The organism is Kamptonema sp. UHCC 0994 (genome assembly GCF_029167235.1).
In the GTDB taxonomy this organism is placed as follows: domain Bacteria; phylum Cyanobacteriota; class Cyanobacteriia; order Cyanobacteriales; family Microcoleaceae; genus Kamptonema.
On sequence record NZ_JARFTR010000228.1, the window covers coordinates 1 to 19117 of the forward strand.

The window sequence follows — 19117 nt, forward strand, 5'->3', positions numbered from 1 at the left end:
TCAACAACAAGTTAAAGTTATTAAAACGCTGTGGATTTGGGTTTAAAAATTTTCAAAACTTTCAAGTTAGAGCTTTACTTTTTTGGCATTCACCTAATATTTTAGCACAGTAAGTACGGAAGACCCATCATCCTCACTTTGTTGCCATTAATACCGAAAGTTTGCTATTAACCCGGATCTAGTTCTTAGTTTTTGTGCAAATTACTTGCTAAGATTTGTAACGACGCTGGGAAGGTGGTTGACGTGAGAATTGGGTAAGTCTTCAATAAAAATGTAAACTAGTCATGGACGCTCAACCATACTAAAATGCAAATTCAAACGCCAGACTGGGTAAAACACGCCGTATTCTACCAAATATTCCCCGATCGCTTTGCCAAAAGCAAACAACCCCGCAAACGCCTCTTGCAAAATTTCCTCTGGGAAGAATGGCATGAAATTCCCACCCTCCAAGGCTACAAAGGTGGAGATTTATGGGGCGTAATGGAAGAATTAGACTACCTACAAGATTTAGGCATCAACGCCATCTACTTTACCCCCATTTTTCAATCTGCTAGCAACCATCGCTATCACACCCACGACTATTACCAAGTCGATCCCATGTTAGGCGGAAATCCTGCTTTTAAGGAACTCTTAGATGCCGCCCATCAACGTAACATTAAAGTTGTACTTGATGGCGTATTTAACCACGCCAGTCGCGGCTTTTTCTTCTTCCATGACATCCTCGAAAATGGCCCCTATTCTCCCTGGTTAAATTGGTTCAAAATAGAAGGTTGGCCGCTATCTGCCTACAATGGTGAATTCCCTGCTAACTACGCTGGTTGGGATGGAAATCGTGCATTGCCAGTATTTAATCATGATAACTCAGAAGTGCAAGAATATATCATGGAAATTGCCGAATATTGGATTAAATTTGGCATTGATGGCTGGCGTTTAGATGTTCCTTTTGAAATTAAAACACCGGGATTTTGGCAGAAATTTCGAGAGCGAGTAAAAGCGATCAATCCCGAAGCTTATATCGTGGGTGAAGTCTGGCTAGATGCACGGGAATGGCTGGATGGTACTCAATTTGACGGGGTAATGAATTATCTTTTTGCCGGGCCGACTATTGCTTTTGCCGCAGGCGATCGCGTTGACATTCAGCAAGTACAAGACCGCGCTTACCATCCCTACCCACCATTATTTGCTAAAGAGTACGGCGAAAAAATTCAATATTTGTTAGAACTCTACCCTTGGGAAATACAGCTTACTCAGCTAAATTTGCTGGCAAGTCACGATACAGCACGCCTGCTTTCTATTGCTGGAGGCGATAAAGCTAGCGTCGAACTTGCTACTTTGCTGCTGTTAACTTTTCCTGGTGCTCCTAGCATATATTACGGTGATGAAGTTGGCTTGCCTGGTTGTTTAGATCCAGATTCTCGCCGAGGCTTTCCAATGGAAAAAAAATGGGAGATTGATGTTTTAAATTACCACAAGCATTTAATAGCTTTGCGCCAAAAATATCCTGCACTCCGCACAGGATTATATCATGTTCTATTCGCTGAAGAAACAGTTTATGTTTTTGCACGAATTTTGGATGGGGAGGAATTAATTGTAGCCGTTAATGCCGGGACTGAACCAGTCAATGTTAGTTTTGATGCAGCTAATCTCAAATCTCATCCCGATCTGGTTATATACGGCAGGGGCGAGTTTTTGTGGAACATTGAAGGAGAAAATAGCCAACTTGAATTAAGTATACCTTCTCGTACTGGGTTAATACTTAGTGCGGCTAATTAACAAATGTGAATTGTAACGCCGCCATCCTGGCGGTAAAGATACTTAAAGATACTGCCAGGATGGCGGTGTTATGTAGACAGGACTTACGCATTGCAATGGTGTAACAAGGCATTGCAATGCGTCTCTGTGCTCGCAATGACAGAAAATCGTAGTACCTGCGTGAGTTCTGGTAGAGTGTGTGTAATTCCTGCTTGAGACTAAGGATTTTTCAAAGATACCTGGTTGCTTTGCGTAAGCCATACTAGCTTAATTACTATGATTTAAGCAATCCTGGTATTAACACTGTGTCAATGATGTGAATTACTCCGTTATCGGTAATAATATCTGCCTTGATAATTTTAGAATCATTAATTTTAATCCCGTTTAAAGTATCAATCGCGATCGGTGAACCTTCGACAGTCTCAGCGGAAGTGAGTTCAAGGAAATTATCAGTTCTAACATCGCCAAATATGATATGATAGGCCAGAATTTGTTTGAGTTTAGGAATATCTTCCATCCAAGAAGCAATAGTATTAGCTGGAATTTTAGCAAATGCTTCGTCAGTTGGCGCAAGAACAGTGTAGTGTCCTGAACCTTGCAAAAGCTCTAACAAACCAGCCGCTTCAATTACGGTCAGCAATGTTTTAAAACATCCTGAATTGGTGGCAGTTTCGATAATATTAGTCATGATTTTTCCCTTTGATAAATTTTAGCAAATACATTTGTAAGAAGGAAGAAGGAAGAAGGAAGAAGGAAGAGGGAAGAAGGAAGAGGGAAGAGGGAAGAAGAGTTAGGGAGGTCGTTTTTTCTGTATTTTACACTTAATTAGGTGAATTTAGTTAACTGATGATAATTTTAGCAATTATGAGCGAGTTTGGATACTCAAATTTCCTTAATCTTGAACTTTTAATTTTCAATTACTCTCGCCTCCTTTGCCGATAAACTGCTTCAATACTTCTACTGGTTTCCGATCCCATGTGTCAATATGTTCGTAGATCAAACCCTCAGTGTTAAGCTTGTAAGTAGAGTAGCCGTTGAAAAATATCTGAGTTTTCCAAGGAACTCGCAACGTGCCGCGAACAGTCCATTTTGCTAGAATAGTATCTGATGATGTCTGAGCGACTTCGTGCAAATCAAAGTAAATTTCTGTAAAGAATAGCTGAGCGTGAAACCGGAGAGTCCAAAAGATAATACGATAGTTTGTCTTTCCTTTAAATTTGTTGACTGGATCTTGAAAATAAACATCTTTTGTGTAGATGTCGTAGGAGATATCTTGCTCAAAAAGTGTCGGCAAATCACTTTTGAGTGTATCGATAGCCTGTTGTACCTGCAATTGATATTCAATCATACTCAAACTACCACTCTGTCAGTATTATCTTACAGGAAATAATGAACGCCTAAAATTGAGTACAAACTGGATTGAGTACCTCCACCCGCCAGAAATTCTTACCCGATCCACAGCGGTAAATTATATCATGTCAGGAAAATTACTTAGGATCTGTCGTTGCGAGCGCAGCGAAGCATAAGCCCTTCGGGCAGGCTACGCCAACGCAAGGTGTTGGGATTGCTTCGCTTGGCTCGCAATGACAAGTATTTAACCGGACATCGTATTACTGATGGTGGACAATTGCGCCGTAATGGTCTAATTTTGATTAAGGGGCATCACGCTGAGTTTGCTGGGTCGAGAGCCGCTGTTGGAGGTGCTTTTGATTTCGATTGCCAACAGCAGATTTTAGTTTGAGATGTATGAATAACTATTGTTCTTGAGTTTTGAATTAATAACTCAGATATTAGTTATGCTAGGAAAGCATTTGGTGGTATCTATTCTAATTATAGCCTAATCGATTGGGCTATAAGAAACAATTACAAGACTTACGTACCGATCGCGTAACGCCGCCCTTTGGGTAGTATTTTTACCGCCCACAGGGCAGTGTTACAAAATTATGCGTAAGTCTTAAATTAGTGATTTGACTCACTTAATCCTTGGCAGGAAATACTGAATTATGACTCGTCTTAAGATGCTATTGGGGCTAACGGGGTTTGTTTGGCTAATGCTGGGAGCAGCTAAAGTTGTTGCTACGGAGGTGATAACTTTGCCTTCAAATGTTCAAGATTTAGAAGTTGGGAGTAGCGATCGCAATATTTTACCTGAAATCTCAGCTTTTACCTTGACTAAACCAGACTTGCAGTTAAGCCAACTACCTAACCCGGTTTTCCCGAAACCGCCTGAATTGCCGGCACCAACGCCATCGCAGCCGCAACCGGTTCCCCTGCAACCCATCGCGCCAAATCCTCCCAATCAAGTCTCCCCGGAGATTCCGGGGACAATTCGGGTGGAAAGGTTTGAGTTTGAGGGAAATACTGCTTTTAGCGATCGCGAATTATCGGAAATTACTCAATCATTTACGGGACGGGAAATTACCTTTAGCGAACTACTGGCGGTAGAAACAGCCATCACTCAAAAATACATAGATGCAGGTTACGTCAATTCTGGTGCGGTGATTCCCAGCGACCAAACCTTTCCCAGGGTTGGCGCGGTTGTTAAAATTCGGGTGATTGAAGGAGGATTAGAGGGAATTGAGATTACAGGAAATCGGCGGCTTAACTCAAATTATGTGCGATCGCGCTTAAACATCGCCACTCGCCCGCCATTAAATCGCGATCGCTTACTTGAAGCTTTACAACTGCTGCAACTCGACCCCCAAATTGCTAATATATCAGCCGAATTACAAGCCGGAAGTCGGCCGGAACGCAGCCGTTTACAAGTGCGAGTTAAAGAAGCAGATACCTTTAGCGTTGAACTATTTGCAGATAACAATCGCTCTCCTAGTGTAGGCAGTTTTCGGCGCGGCGTTCGCATTAATCAAGCTAATTTAGCTGGTTTTGGCGACGGTTTAGAAGTAACTTATGCTAACACTGATGGTAGTAATGAATTAAATGCCAGCTATACCGTCCCCATCAACGCTCACAATGGCACAATTCAGATTGCAGCGGGTGTTACCAAGACTAATGTAATTGAAGAACCCTTTGATACCTTAGACATCGAAGGGCGATCGCGCACTTACGAGCTCACCTACCGCCAACCAATTGTTCAAAAACCCGATCGCGAATTAGCTTTAGGCTTGACATTTTCGCGCCAAGAAAGCGATACTTCCCTCTTAGGTGAAGACTATCCTCTTTCCCTAGGGGCCAACGATCGAGGGGAAACGCGAGTTTCAGCCTTTCGCTTCTTTCAAGAATACGTCCAGCGCAGTCAAAATCAAGTTTTCGCAGCGCGATCGCAATTCTCCCTGGGTACAAGTCTTTTTGGTGCTACTGTAAATGACAATCAGCCCGATAGTCGGTTTTTCTCATGGCGAGGACAAGCTCAGTATGTGCGACTATTAGCACCAGATACCTTAATGGTACTACGTTCTGATGTTCAAATTGCCACAGGAGATTTACTATCGCTCGAACAAATTGGCCTTGGCGGTGCTCAGACTGTGCGCGGATATCGGCAAGATTTACTGCTAAGTGATAGTGGCGCGATCGCATCTGCGGAAGTGCGAATTCCCATTTGGCGCGTACCAAAAATCAAAGGCCTTTTGCAGATTGCTCCGTTTATTGATTATGGCATTGGCTGGAATCATTCGGGAGAAAAAGTGAATCCCGACTCAGATCAATTATTGGGTGCAGGTTTAGGATTAATTTGGCAAATGAGCGATCGCTTTAGTGCCAGACTTGACTATAGTATTCCCTTAATCAGTGTTAATTCTGGGGATAATACTTGGCAAGAAAAAGGCATCTACTTCAGGATTAATTACTTTCCTTTTTAGCTAATTTCCCTTTCATCCTCACTTTCCCTGTCCGGTAAAAAATCATCATCCGTCACTTCTGTCAAGTGATAAGGACACTGTACAGGGAAAGTTTCCAAGGGTAAACCAGTTTCAACTTTTGCTTGTTTTACCGCATCTCCATAGCATTCAGCTAAAACATTTTCAAAATACGGTTTTAAGCTGGGAGAATCTTTGAGAGCTTCCCTAATGCGCCTGCGATGTTCGACAATACTACTTTCCCAACTACTACTTCTGCGTTCAGGTTGGAATTGCCATTTTAGCAGGTGGAGTAAAACTACAATCAAGTTACTTTTTAAACTTCTCCGTTCACTCCTAGCCATGTCTTCAATTTCCTCAAGCAAATTTTCCCAGTCAACATTTGTATAGTCCCGATCGCGCAGTTTTTGGAGATTAGTTTCTATCCATTTCAGGTAATCAGTTTCGTACAAAGTTTCGCTATCCGTCTGCAAAAGAGGTATAATAGTTTCCATCGCTCTATCCTCAGAGAACTAACTTTCTGTCTTTAAATTATACTCTAAGCGGAGAACTTGTCTTATGGTTCAGACCAAAACCAAACTCACATTTTTAGAGTTCCTTAAAAATTACCCAGAGGGATCTGGCACTTACGAACTTGTAAATGGAGAAATTGTCAAAGTGGAAGCAATTAGAGCACATAAAAATGTAACACGACATCTTGTTAAGTCTTTCGATAGAGAAAGCGAACGCTTGGGACTAGACTATATTGTTGACAAAGATATAGTTTTAAGAACTGCAAAGGCTTCTGGGCAAGAACAGGGTAGAAATCCTGATGTTGGGGTGGTAAAAGCTTCAGTATGGAATAGTAATGCGCGTGGCGATGGTGCTCTGATTGAACCGATCCAATTAGCCGTAGAAGTTACCTCAACTAACTGGGAAGATGACTATATTGACAAGCTGGAAGAATATCAAGAAATCGGTATTTTTGAATATTGGATTGTAGATTATTTAGCCATTGCTTCTAGGGCTTATCTTGGCAATCCCAAAGTGCCTACAGTTTTCGTTTACTCCTTGGAAAATGACCGCTATGTAATGCAAAGTTTTAGAGGTAACGAGCGCATTATTTCCCCTACTTTTCCAGAATTGGAAATAACAGTTGAGCAACTTGTAATTAGCAGCCAGATTCAACAACTTTAGGAAACAGTAGCGCCGCCCTCTGGGCGGTGAATTTACCGCCCAGAGGGCGGCGTTACGTAATTAACATTAACAACATTGACTATATGCCTAAACTACAATTTTTCATACTGTTTGTTACCTTATTACTCTTGCCAACTTCGGCAATAGCTCAAATTGTCCCCGATAATAGTTTAGGTGCAGAAAGTTCTCGTACAGTTCCCGATACTATTAACAATTTACCCTCGGATAGAATTGAAGGCGGGGCCAATCGGGGAGTAAACTTATTTCATAGTTTCCGAGAATTTAACGTAGGTGAAGGCAGAGGCGCATATTTTGCCAATCCTAACGGCATTCTTAACATTTTCACCCGCGTTACAGGGGGCAATCCTTCTAATATTCTAGGAACATTGGGAGTTCAAGGAAATGCCAACTTATTCTTACTTAATCCCAGAGGTATTATCTTCGGGCCCAACGCTAGGTTAGACTTACGCGGCTCATTTATCGGTTCTACAGCTAGCGGCATTTTATTTGATAATGGCTTTGAATTTAGCGCAGCTAATTCTAATGGAGTGCCATTATTAGCAATTAATATTCCTGTAGGTTTGAACTTTAGAGAAAATCCCGGCACAATAGTCAACACTTCCCAAGCAATCGGCCCCACACCAACCTTACCACCACTACCGATAGAAATTCCTGTTTCTAACAAACTTGGTTTAGCAGTAGATCCCGGTCAAACCTTAGCATTAATTGGCGGAGACATTCAACTACAAGGTGGAAACTTAACAGCTTATACCGGACAAATATTACTGGGAAGTGTGAAAAGTCCCGGTTTAGTACAATTTGAACCCACAGCTTTAGGTCTGAATTTAAACTACGATAATATTCAGAACTTCGGCAATATTGAAATCAACAGTTCATTGATAAATACCAGCGGATTAGGAGGTGGAAAAATTGACATCAGAGGTGGAAATGTCACCCTCAACGGTTCGGGAATTTATGAACTTACATTGGGAAATATTGATGGTAGAGGAATTGACATCAACGCCCAAAACTTGCGAGTACAGGGAGGGTCGCAAATTTCCACCCCTACACTGGGAGATGGAAATGGAAGCGATATCAACATCCGCGCTGCTGACTCAGTAGAAATAAGCGGAATTGGCTTTGAGAGCTATCAACAATTTTTAGTTAATTATCGGACATTGAGGACAATCGATCCTTTCGATCCGCAAATTGTTCTGATCACTGGCACTGTTGGCACTGGAACTGCTGGAGACATTGAGATCGATACGGGACGCTTGCTGATGCGCGATGGAGTAGTAGCAGGTTCGGTCAGTTTTGGTGCGGGAAATGGGGGAAATATCAACATCCGTGCCAACGTTTTCGATCAGGCTGGTTCTACGCTCAGCAGTGGGTCATTACTGGGTAGTAGTGGCACAGGGGGAAACATTACCGTTGCCGTCCAGAAATTAACCGTGCGCGATGGTGCGATTCTCACCACTACCACCACCAGTGAGGGAGCATCAGGGGATATCACTATTAAAGCGGCTGAATCAGTAGAAGTCTTAAGAACGCCCCCTGGGAGCGTGCTGCAAACTTTGATCAGCGCCGCGTCTATAGATCCCAGTGGGAAAGGTAAAGCCGGGGATATTACGATCGACACCAAGCGGTTAATTGTTGCCCAAGGAGCTGGAATTTCTGTATCGAGCGGTGCGACTATTGGCAATAGTCTCTTTTCTAATGGGGGCCCCGGAGGCAATTTGACAATTAGGGCCTCTGAGTCGGTAGAGTTAGCAGGCATCTCTGGACTTTTGGCAAATGGACAATACAATATTAGTTTCCTCGCCAGTGAAACCAGTGGCTCTAATCAGGGAGGCAATATTTACATTGCCACGCCCGTGCTGACTGTGCGGGATGGGGGAGTAATTTTGATGTCTTCTGTTGGTTCGGGAAATGCAGGCAGCATCACGATTGATGCCGATCGCGTAGAAGTGAGTGGCACTGCTGCTAACGGTCAATTGATTAGTCAAATTGATGTTTCGGCGGGCAATTTCCTCGGTACTCCTATTCCCAATGCTACGGGAAATGCGGGTTCAATTAATCTCAATGTAGGTCGATTGATTGTTCGAGATGGGGCAGCGATCAACGTCCGGGCGCAGGGTATTCCTAATGCTGGCACTCTCACAGTTATAGCTGATTCAATTGCCCTTGATAACAAAGGCAGCATTAATGGTACAACTGACTCTGGCGGTGGTGGAAATGTTAACCTCCAAGCGCGAGATATCCAGTTACGAAGAGGTAGCAGAATTACAACGGATGCGGGTATTTCTGATGGTGGAAATATCAGAATTAACAGCGATATTTTGGCTACTTTACCCAATGAAAATAATGATATTACTGCTAATGCTCGCACAGCTAGAGGCGGTCAAGTTACAGTTAATGTACCAAATATCTTTGGTTTTTCAGCCGTGACACGGGAACAAGCCAGAAGTAGTTTAGGATTAACTGACGCTGAATTTGCAGCCTTACAAGTCAATCCAACTTCTTTACTTCCTACTAGCGATATTGCCGCGATTTCTCAACAGGCAGGGCCCGCTTTACAAGGAGCAGTGACATTTAGCGCTACTGGGGTAAATCCGGCTCAAGGATTGATAGCTTTGCCCCAAAATGTAGTAGACCCCACGACATTAATTGCTGCTAATCCCTGCCTAGAAGGAGCAGGAAATGAGTTTACAATTACTGGTAAAGGAGGTGTACCGCCGAATCCTAATGATGTCCTGAACAGCAATGTTTCCCAGTTTAACTGGGTGGAGCCAGCCAGAGGTGAAAGTCAGAAAGTAGGTAAAAGAGCAGAAATAGAAATTCAGCCACAGGCAGTTATTCCTGCTCAAGGTTGGGTGATAGATGCTCAAGGAAAAGTCACACTGGTAGCGTATAATTCAGGTGGTGGTGCTTCTGCTCGTAGTCCGAAATCAACTGGTATTTGCGTACCTCGATAGCTACTCTTCAAGTTTTGGCGATCTACACGCTTTTTCTGAATACTAAATTAACAGGAGTTGAACGATGCCCCGCCAATCTTCCGCCCTAATTTTTGCTTTCTTACTATTGTTTCCTTTCCCCGCCCTTGCTCAAATTGTCCCCGATAATAGCTTAGGTGCAGAAAGTTCCCGCACAGTTCCCGCAACTATCAACAATTTACCCTCAGATAGAATTGAAGGCGGAGCAACTCGTGGCCCTAATTTATTTCATAGTTTTCGAGAATTTAATGTCGGTGAAGGCAGAGGCGCTTATTTTGCCAATCCTAACGGCATTCTTAATATTTTCACCCGCGTTACTGGTGGCAATCCTTCCAATATTTTAGGAATATTAGGAGTCCAAGGAAATGCTAACTTATTCTTGCTTAATCCCAAAGGGATTATCTTTGGCCCCAATGCGCGGTTAGACTTACGCGGCTCATTTATTGGTTCAACTGCAAGCGGCATTCTCTTTGATAAGGGCTTTGAATTTAGCAGCAATAACCCCAACACCGTGCCATTATTAGCAATTAATATGCCTGTGGGTTTAAGATTTCGCGAAAATCCTGGGACAATTATTAACCAATCAATTGCTCCTAACCCATCACCCCCTGACCTGCCCCTACCAGTCCCAATTTTTGATAATATTGGTTTAGCAGTAGACCCCGGTCAAACCTTAGCCCTAGTAGGAGGAAATATCCAATTCAACGGGGGAATTGCTACCGCCAGTACCGGACAAATTCTTCTGGGAAGCGTCAAAAGTCCAGGTTTAGTGCAATTTGAAACTACCGCTTTAGGTCTGAATTTAAACTATGGTAAGATTCAGAACTTCGGCAATATTGACATGAACAGTTCATTGATAAATACCAGCGGATTAGGAGGAGGAAAAATTGACATCAGAGGTGGAAATATCACTCTCAACGGTTCAGGAATTTATGGACTGACATTAGGAAATCTTGATGGTAGAGGCATTGATATTAATGCCCAAAACTTGCGACTACAGGAGGGGTCACAAATTTTCACTACGACACTAGGAGAGGGGAAAGGGAGCAATATCAACATCCGCGCTACTGACTCAGTAGAAATGTTCGGGTTGGGAATTGAGGGCTATCAGCAGCTTACAGAAAATTTTCAGACATCAGGAACAGGCAACCCCTTCATTTCGCAAATTGTTCTCTTTACTAGCGCTATTGGCAGTGGAGGAGCAGGAGACATTAACATTGAAGCCGGACGGCTGTTAATGAGCAATGGGGTAGTAGCCGGTGCCCCTACCTTTGGTGCTGGCAATGGTGGAAATCTGAGTATCCGCGCCAACAATGTCGAACTCGTTAGTTCGGCGCTCTATAACGGCACAACGAACGCAACCACTGGTCAAGGCGGAAATATTACTGTTGAAGCTCAAAGGTTAATACTGCGAGATGGCGGTGCTTTCGCCAGCTTCAGCCTTAGTAATGGAGCATCAGGAAATATCGCGATTAAAGCGAGTGAATCTGTGGAATTGTCGGGGAGTCTTCCTGTAGGTTTAGGGCAAACTCGGCTTGGTACGAATACTTTTGAGGGGAATGGAAAAGGTGGGGATATTACTATCGACACTAAGCGGCTTACTGTTTCTAATGGAGCCACAATTAGTTTAACGACGGGTGCGATTTTTGGCGAAGTCGTGTTTTCTACAAGTGGGGGGACGGGAGGAAATTTAACTGTGAAAGCCTCCGAGTCTATAGAAGTAAGCGGCGAGTCAAGATTTTTGGGGAATGCGGGTTATGTAGCAAGTTCTTTTGTTACTCAAACTGCAAGTTCTGGTAGAGGTGGAGATATCCGCCTCTCAACACCTAAACTAACTGTGCAGAATGGCGGCGTTATTTCTGCGGCTTCCTTGGGTGCAGCAAATGCGGGAGATATTACAATTAATGCCGATCGCTTAGAAGTGCAAGGTATTGGGAGTAACAGTCGGTTGAGGAGTGGAATTGAGGCCTCGGCTGGTAGAGCATTTAATGCTGTCAATCCCAATACTACTGGCAATGCAGGCTCGTTGAATTTGAATGCTAGTCAATTGATTCTTCGGGATAGTGCAGTAGTTAATGTTCAATCTTCAGGAACAGGTAGGGCTGGCAATATTAACGTGGTTGCAGACTCGATCGCGCTTGACAATAAAGCCATAATTGATGGTACTACTGTGTCTGGTACAGGGGCAAATATTAACCTCCAAGCGCGAGACCTTCAGTTGCGGCGGGGTAGCATAATTACAACGGATGCTGGTATTTCTGATGGTGGCAATATCAGAATTAATAGCGATATTTTGGCTACTCTTCCCAATGAAAATAATGATATTACAGCCAATGCTCGCACAGCTAGAGGCGGTCAAGTTACGGTGAATGTTCCAAATATCTTTGGTTTTTCAGCCGTGACACGGGAACAAGCAATAAGTAGTTTAGGATTAACTGACGCTGAATTTGCAGCCTTACAAGTCAATCCGACTTCTTTACTTCCTACTAGCGATATTGCCGCAATTTCTCAACAGGCAGGGCCCGCTTTACAAGGAGCGGTGACATTTAGTGCTACTGGGGTAAATCCGGCTCAAGGATTAGTTGCATTGCCCCAAAATGTAGTCGATCCAGCGACATTAATTGCTGCGAATCCCTGCATAGAAGGAGCAGGAAATGAGTTTACAATTACTGGTAAAGGAGGTGTACCACCGAATCCTAATGATGTCCTAAACAGCGATTCTAGCCAGTTTAACTGGGTGGAGCCAGCCAGAGGTGAAAGTCAGAAAGTAGGTAAAAGAGCAGAAATAGAAATTAAGCCACAGGCAGTTATTCCGGCTCAAGGTTGGGTAATGAATGAAGGAGGACAAGTAACGTTGGTAGCGTATAATTCAGGTGGTGGTGCTTCTGCTCGTAGTCCGAAATCAACTGGTATTTGCGTACCTCGATAGCTACTCTTCAAGTTTTGGCGATCTACACGCTTTTTCTGAATACTAAATTCACAGGAGTTGAACGATGCCCCGCAAATCTTCCGCCCTAATTTTTGCTTTCTTACTATTGTTTCCTTTCCCCGCCCTTGCTCAAATTGTCCCCGATAATAGCTTAGGTGCAGAAAGTTCCCGCACAGTTCCCGCAACTATCAACAATTTACCCTCAGATAGAATTGAAGGCGGAGCAACTCGTGGCCCTAATTTATTTCATAGTTTTCGAGAATTTAATGTCGGTGAAGGTCGAGGCGCATATTTTGCCAATCCTAACGGCATTCTTAATATTTTCACCCGCGTTACTGGTGGCAATCCTTCTAATATTTTAGGAACATTAGGAGTTCAAGGAAATGCCAACTTATTCTTACTTAATCCCAAAGGGATTGTATTTGGCCCCAATGCGCGGTTAGACTTACGCGGCTCATTTATTGGTTCTACAGCTAGTGGCATTTTCTTTGATAATGGCTTTGAATTTAGCGCAGCTAATTCTAATGGAGTGCCATTATTAGCAATTAATATTCCTGTAGGTTTGAACTTTAGAGAAAATCCCGGCACAATAGTCAACACTTCCCAAGCAATCGGCCCTACACCAACCTTACCGCCACTACCCATAGAAATTCCACTTTCTAACAAACTTGGTTTAGCAGTAGATCCCGGTCAAACTTTAGCATTAATTGGTGGTGACATTCAACTACAAGGTGGAAATCTAACTGCTTATACCGGACAAATATTATTAGGGAGTGTGAAAAGTCCCGGTTTAGTACAATTTGAGCCAACAGCTTTAGGTCTGAATTTAAACTACGATAATATTCAGAACTTCGGCAATATTGAAATCAACAGTTCATTGATAAATACCAGCGGATTAGGAGGAGGAAAAATTGACATCAGGGGTGGAAATGTCACCCTCAACGGTTCGGGAATTTATGGACTTACATTGGGAAATATTGATGGTAGAGGAATTGACATCACTGCCCAAAACTTGCGAACTGAGGGGGGGCAAATTGCAACCTATACATTAGGAGATGGAGTGGGGGGATCTGTGAATATCCGCGCTACTGACTTAGTAGAAATGACTGGGATTGGTTTTGAGAGCTATCAACAATTGATTGGTAGGTTCATCATAACTGGAACAATCAATACTTTTGACCCGCAACTTTTTCTGACGACTGGTACTATTGGTAATGGAGCGTCAGGAGCGATCGCGATCGATACTGGACGTTTAGTTTTGAAAAATGGAATTGTGATCGGGGCTGCCACTTTTGGTGCTGGAAATGGGGGAAATATCACCCTACGCGCCAGAGTTTTTGAAATGGCTAGTTCAGCAATCAACAGTGGGACACTTCAAGGAAGTACCGGCACAGGAGGAAATATCACCTTTGAAGGAGAACGTTTAATAGTGCGCGATGGTGCTGCTATCGTCAGCGTTACCCGTAGTAATGCAGCATCAGGAAATATCAATATTAAAGCCAATGAATCAGTAGAAATCTTGCGTACCCCCGATGGAAATTCTGTACCAACCTTGATTGGTACGACTGCTGTCGGTTTAAATGGGGGCGCAGGGAACATTAATATCGACACAAAGCGGTTGACGATTACTGATGGTAGTGGGATTAGCTCAGGAAGCGGTTTAGTGCTAGGCGATAAAGTAATTAATACAACTGGGGGGCCTGGAGGTAATTTAATAATTAACGCTACTGAGTCGATAGAAATGACAGGCATCTCTGGGGTTTTGGCAACAGGAAGTCGCCTTGGTAGCTTTCTCAGCGCTGACACTTACTCATCCAGTCAGGGAGGAAATATCCGCATTTCTACACCTATGCTAACTCTGCGGAATGGAATTATTTCTACAGCATCTTTCGGTCAAGGAGATGCGGGAAATATCACGATTGATGCAAATCGTGTGGAAATAATTGGGACTATGAATCCTGGTGGATTTAATAGTCTAATTCGGGCTTCTATTGGCTTCGCAGGGGACTTGACTAATCCCAATGCTACGGCAAATGCTGGTTCGTTGAATTTGAATATTAATCAATTGATTCTCCGCAATGGCGCAGCGGTGAGTGTTCAAGCTTTGGGAATGGCCAGCGCTGGCAATATTAATCTTGTAACTGACTCAATTTCCTTGAATAATCAAGCCATTATTAATGGCACAACTGAGGCAGGTGGTGGGGGAAATGTTAATATCAGGGCGGAAGATATCCAGTTACGAAGAGGTAGCAGAATTACAACGGATGCGGGTACTTCTGACGGTGGAAATATCAGAATTAATAGCGATATTCTGGCTACTCTTCCCAATGAAAATAATGATATTACAGCCAATGCTCGCACAGCTAGAGGCGGTCAAGTTACGGTGAATGTTCCAAATATCTTTGGTTTTTCAGCCGTGACACGGGAACAAGCCAGAAGTAGTTTAGGATTAAATGATGCTGAATTTGCCGCTTTACAAGTCAATCCCACTTCTTTACTTCCTACTAGCGATATTGCCGCGATTTCTCAACAGGCAGGGCCGGCTTTACAAGGAGCGGTGACATTTAGTGCTACTGGTGTTAATCCGGCTCAAGGATTGATAGCTTTGCCGCAAAATGTAGTAGACCCCACGACATTAATTGCTGCTAATCCCTGCCTAGAAGGGTCGGAAAATGAGTTTACCGTTACTGGTAAAGGAGGTGTACCGCCGAATCCTAATGATGTCCTAAACAGCGATTATAGCCAGTTTAATTGGGTGGAGCCAGCGATAGGTGGAAGTCAGCAGTTAGAAGGTAGAAGACAAGATACTGAAGGTAGAAAAGCAGCGGAAAATCGGGGTGCGGAAGTTATTCCTGCTAGAGGTTGGGTGATGAATAACGCTGGAGAAGTTACACTGGTGGCATACAATTCGGGTAATACTGCTGCGGAGCGCAATTCTCAGCTAAATGCTGGTTGTGTGCGGCGTTAAAATTTACATATTGTAATGGCTTGGCATTGTTTGAGAGGTAAGTATTATGGCTGCGATTGCTCAAGAATCAACATTGACGGAAAATAAAACTGTGCAAGTTACCGAACAGCGATGCTACTCCCCAGAGGAATATCTGGCGCTAGAGGAAGTAGCAGACTACAAAAGCGAATACATTGATGGGGAAATTTATCCAATGGCAGGCGGATCTACTAATCACAATCAGATAGCTCTCAATTTTAGTACGGAGCTAAATTTTGCTTTCAAGAAATTAGATTACCGAGTTTATATGGGTGATGTGCGGCTGTGGATGCCGAAGAAACGCATTTACACTTATCCAGATGTGATGATAGTGATAGGAGAGCCAGAATATTTCAATAATCGCACCGATACGATTACTAATCCGAAAGCGATCGTGGAGGTTTTGTCTAAGTCTACTCAGGGATACGACAGGAGTGGTAAGTTTGAGGCTTATCGAACTATTGCGACTGTTGAGGAGTACGTCTTAATTGACCAAACTGAAATTCATGTAGAACAGTTTTATAAGACTGGGAAAAAACGGTGGTCATTTAGAGAGTATGATGCAGAAGATGAGGCGATCGCTCTCAATTCAGTACCTTTTCAAATTTCCCTGGCAGATGTGTATAATAAGATAAAGTTTGAAGAGATAGAGGTAGAATCAGAAGCAGAGACAGAGTAAGCTATGATTTGGACATATCGAGTGTTTCGTGACTCAGTTGAATGTGCATCCCTCATGTAATAGTCTTCAAGATTAGCAAATAGTAAGTTTATTAACTCTAAATTGTATGAAAATCACGCGATCGCACAGACAATTTGCCTTTTTATTGTTGCTCTCACTTCTGTTAGCCCTTGCCATCCCGCCCGCAGTGGCTCAGATGCAGCCACCAGGAGCGATGCAACTGATCCAACAAGCTCGCACCCTGTACGATCGCGATCGCTACTCAGAAGCCGCACCCCTATTGCAACAAGCCGCAACTGCCTTTGAAGCACAAGGCGATCGCCTTAATCAAGCAATGGCTTTAACAAATTTAGCTGCAACTTACGGGCAACTATCACAATGGGAAGCAACAGAGCAAACTCTGAGTTCTAGTTTGTCTCTGCTACAACAACAACCTAAAACCCTTGAACAGCAGCGTATTCTAGCTCAAACTCAAGATATTGAAGCACAAATACAACTAGAAAGGGGGCGGGTTCAAGACGCTCTCGATACTTGGATTGAATCTGGTAAAATCTACCAGAAAATTGAAGCGAAAAACCAATTAATCCAAAATCAAATTAGCCAAAGCCTTGCTTTACAAAACCTCGGACTTTACCCCAGAGCTTGCAAAACCCTATTAGCTACTTTAAAGCTGGAAGCCCAAACCTGCGAACTTTCTAAAGAAGGTTTGCAAACCTTGAAAAATCAGCCAATTTCCCTTGAAAATATCCGAGCTACTAATGCTTTAGGTCATGTTTTGCTAGTTTTAGGTCAATTGAATCAGTCCCAAGAGGTGCTAGAAATTGGATTACAAGCATCTGGGCAATTAAATATCCCCCAAGAACAAGCTGCGATTTACCTGAATCTGGGTAATGCAGTACGCGCTAAAAGTAATAAACCTGGTTTAACCGCAGAAGAGCGCAACGAGTTCGAGCAGTCGGCAATAGTAGCTTATAACCAAGCTGCAAAATTGACAACTCGCAGAGAGACTGAGCTTCAGGCTAACTTAAATCAGCTTAGTCTTTTAGTAGATCGGAAAAATTGGGCAGAGGCAGAGGTAATGTGGCGATCGCTCAAACCTCAAATTACTCAGATTCCCTCCAATCAGGCTGGGATCTACGCTCAAATTAACCTGGCTCAAAGCTTGATGAAACTCTCGCAGTCGTCGCAAATAACGCCAGTCTTCATAGCAATTGAAAGCATCTTGAATCGAGCCACCGAACAAGCAAATATTTTAGGCAATTCCCGCATTCAAGCTTATATTCTCGGCACTCAAGGCAAGTTATACGAACTTCAGCAACAGCCATTAAAGGCAGAAACTGTCACCACTAAGGCTTTGAGTTTAGCGCCAGCATTTCAGTCTCCTGATATTGCCTATCAATTACTTTGGCAACTGGGGCGGATTAAGAAAGCCCAAGGCAATACAGAAGATGCGATCGCACAATATAGCCAAGCTGTAAAAATCTTATCTACTCTGCGGGGTGATTTGGTAACAGTCAATCCCGAAGTGCAATTCTCTTTCCGAGAAAGCGTGGAACCTGTTTATCGTGAATTAGTGGCATTGCTGTTAAAAGAACAGTCACCCAGCCAAGATAAACTCAAATTTGCCCGCCAAACGATTGAGTCCTTACAATTAGCAGAATTAGATAACTTTTTCCGCGATGCTTGTGCGGATGCTAAGCCTAAATCAATTGATGAAGTCGATCCAACTGCGGCGGTGATTTACCCGATTATTTTGAGCGATCGCTTAGAAGTAATTGTCTCCATCCCCGGTAAACCCCTCCGCCACTATAGCGTTGTCAAATCTGAGGTAGAGTTAGAAACCGCCTTCAAACGAATGCGAAATTCGTTGAGACAGACGGCTGCTCTCAGCGAGCGTTTACCCATTGCTCAAGAATTATACGACTGGTTAATCCGCCCTGCTGATGCGGATTTTGCCTCAAGCGGCATTAAAACTTTAGTATTTGTTTTGGATGGCTATTTGCGAAATCTGCCGATGGCAGCTTTACATGATGGTCAACAGTATCTCCTGCAAAAATACACCATTGCTCTTACACCAGGACTGCAATTGCTAGAAGCAAAATCCCTGAGACAAGTACAATTAAAGGTGTTAACCGCTGGCTTGACAGAAGCGCGTCAGGGATTCACAGCTTTGCCCGGAGTAGCAAGTGAAGTTAAGCAGATTTCTACCGTCTTTCCCACTAGCTCACTTCTGAATGAAGATTTTGTCAGCGGGGAGTTACAATCTCGACTTAAAGCAATTTCTTACCCCATTGTTCACTTAGCAACTCACGGTCAATTTAGCTCGAATGCAGCAGACACTTTTATTTTGACTTGGGATGAGCGGGTGAATGTTAAGGAGTTGGATCAATTATTGCGATCGCGTACTGGGGAGAAAACGTTACCTATTGAATTACTGGTTTTGAGTGCCTGTGAAACTGCTTCTGGCGATACTCGCGCATCTTTAGGCCTGGCTGGCATCGCCATTCGTTCGGGAGCTCGCAGCACCTTGGGAACTCTTTGGCAAGTTAATGATGAATCTACGGCTATTTTTATGGCTGAATTTTATCGGCAACTGGCTAAGTCTAAAATTAGTAAGGCTGAAGCTCTTCGCAATGCTCAATTAGTGGTAATGGAAAACGGAGAATATCAAAATCCTTATTTCTGGGCACCATTTGTACTTGTCGGGAATTGGCAATAATCTTTTTGGTAATGGGTAATGGGTAACTGATTAAGACTTACGTAACGCCGCCCTCTGGGCGGTATTTTTAC

The 19117-nt window shown here is 43.3% G+C and carries 12 protein-coding genes; 9 read left to right on the top strand and 3 right to left on the bottom strand.

Going from position 1 to position 19117, the window contains the following annotated elements; all coding sequences use genetic code 11:
* The first annotated feature begins 306 nt into the window (after window positions 1-306).
* A complete protein-coding gene (locus tag PY364_RS20650; RefSeq protein WP_275525831.1) occupies window positions 307-1773 on the top strand; it encodes a glycoside hydrolase family 13 protein in 1467 nt (488 codons plus the stop codon).
* Window positions 1774-2026: 253 nt separating this feature from the next.
* Here the strand turns inward: PY364_RS20650 and PY364_RS20655 are convergent, their stop codons facing one another.
* Window positions 2027-2440: a fasciclin domain-containing protein gene (locus tag PY364_RS20655; RefSeq protein WP_275525832.1), complete on the bottom strand. Its 414-nt coding sequence runs from the start codon at window positions 2438-2440 to the stop codon at window positions 2027-2029.
* A 225-nt stretch (window positions 2441-2665) separates the two neighbouring features.
* Entirely contained in the window at window positions 2666-3100 is a 435-nt protein-coding gene (locus tag PY364_RS20660) for a DUF2358 domain-containing protein (RefSeq protein ID WP_275525833.1), read from the bottom strand.
* A gap of 210 nt (window positions 3101-3310) precedes the next feature.
* Between PY364_RS20660 and PY364_RS20665 the strand changes: the two genes are divergently transcribed.
* Window positions 3311-3493 (top strand): hypothetical protein, encoded by a 183-nt coding sequence (locus PY364_RS20665; RefSeq protein WP_275525850.1) that lies wholly within the window; start codon window positions 3311-3313, stop codon window positions 3491-3493.
* 262 nt (window positions 3494-3755) lie between these two features.
* Window positions 3756-5567: a ShlB/FhaC/HecB family hemolysin secretion/activation protein gene (locus PY364_RS20670; protein ID WP_275525835.1), complete on the top strand. Its 1812-nt coding sequence runs from the start codon at window positions 3756-3758 to the stop codon at window positions 5565-5567.
* Here PY364_RS20670 and PY364_RS20675 read toward each other — a convergent pair.
* Window positions 5564-6058, bottom strand: a complete 495-nt coding sequence (locus tag PY364_RS20675; RefSeq protein WP_275525837.1) for a DUF29 domain-containing protein — start codon at window positions 6056-6058, stop codon at window positions 5564-5566. The two genes, PY364_RS20670 and PY364_RS20675, sit on opposite strands and share 4 nt — an antisense overlap.
* A 64-nt stretch (window positions 6059-6122) precedes the next feature.
* Between PY364_RS20675 and PY364_RS20680 the strand changes: the two genes are divergently transcribed.
* From PY364_RS20680 to PY364_RS20705, 6 genes are all read left to right on the top strand, one after another.
* Window positions 6123-6740 (top strand): Uma2 family endonuclease, encoded by a 618-nt coding sequence (locus PY364_RS20680; protein ID WP_275525839.1) that lies wholly within the window; start codon window positions 6123-6125, stop codon window positions 6738-6740.
* Window positions 6741-6823: 83 nt separating this feature from the next.
* On the top strand, window positions 6824-9715 hold the full coding sequence (locus tag PY364_RS20685) for a filamentous hemagglutinin N-terminal domain-containing protein (RefSeq protein ID WP_275525841.1): 2892 nt from the start codon (window positions 6824-6826) through the stop codon (window positions 9713-9715).
* A gap of 64 nt (window positions 9716-9779) precedes the next feature.
* Window positions 9780-12662, top strand: coding sequence for an S-layer family protein (locus tag PY364_RS20690; protein ID WP_275525842.1), 2883 nt, complete (start codon window positions 9780-9782; stop codon window positions 12660-12662).
* 64 nt (window positions 12663-12726) lie between these two features.
* On the top strand, window positions 12727-15630 hold the full coding sequence (locus tag PY364_RS20695; protein WP_275525844.1) for a filamentous hemagglutinin N-terminal domain-containing protein: 2904 nt from the start codon (window positions 12727-12729) through the stop codon (window positions 15628-15630).
* A gap of 46 nt (window positions 15631-15676) precedes the next feature.
* Window positions 15677-16327 carry a Uma2 family endonuclease gene (locus PY364_RS20700; RefSeq protein WP_343278265.1) on the top strand — a complete coding sequence of 217 codons (651 nt, stop codon included), beginning with the start codon at window positions 15677-15679 and terminating at the stop codon, window positions 16325-16327.
* Between the two features lie 106 nt (window positions 16328-16433).
* Window positions 16434-19046, top strand: a complete 2613-nt coding sequence (locus PY364_RS20705; RefSeq protein WP_275525845.1) for a CHAT domain-containing protein — start codon at window positions 16434-16436, stop codon at window positions 19044-19046.
* The last annotated feature ends 71 nt before the right edge of the window (window positions 19047-19117 follow it).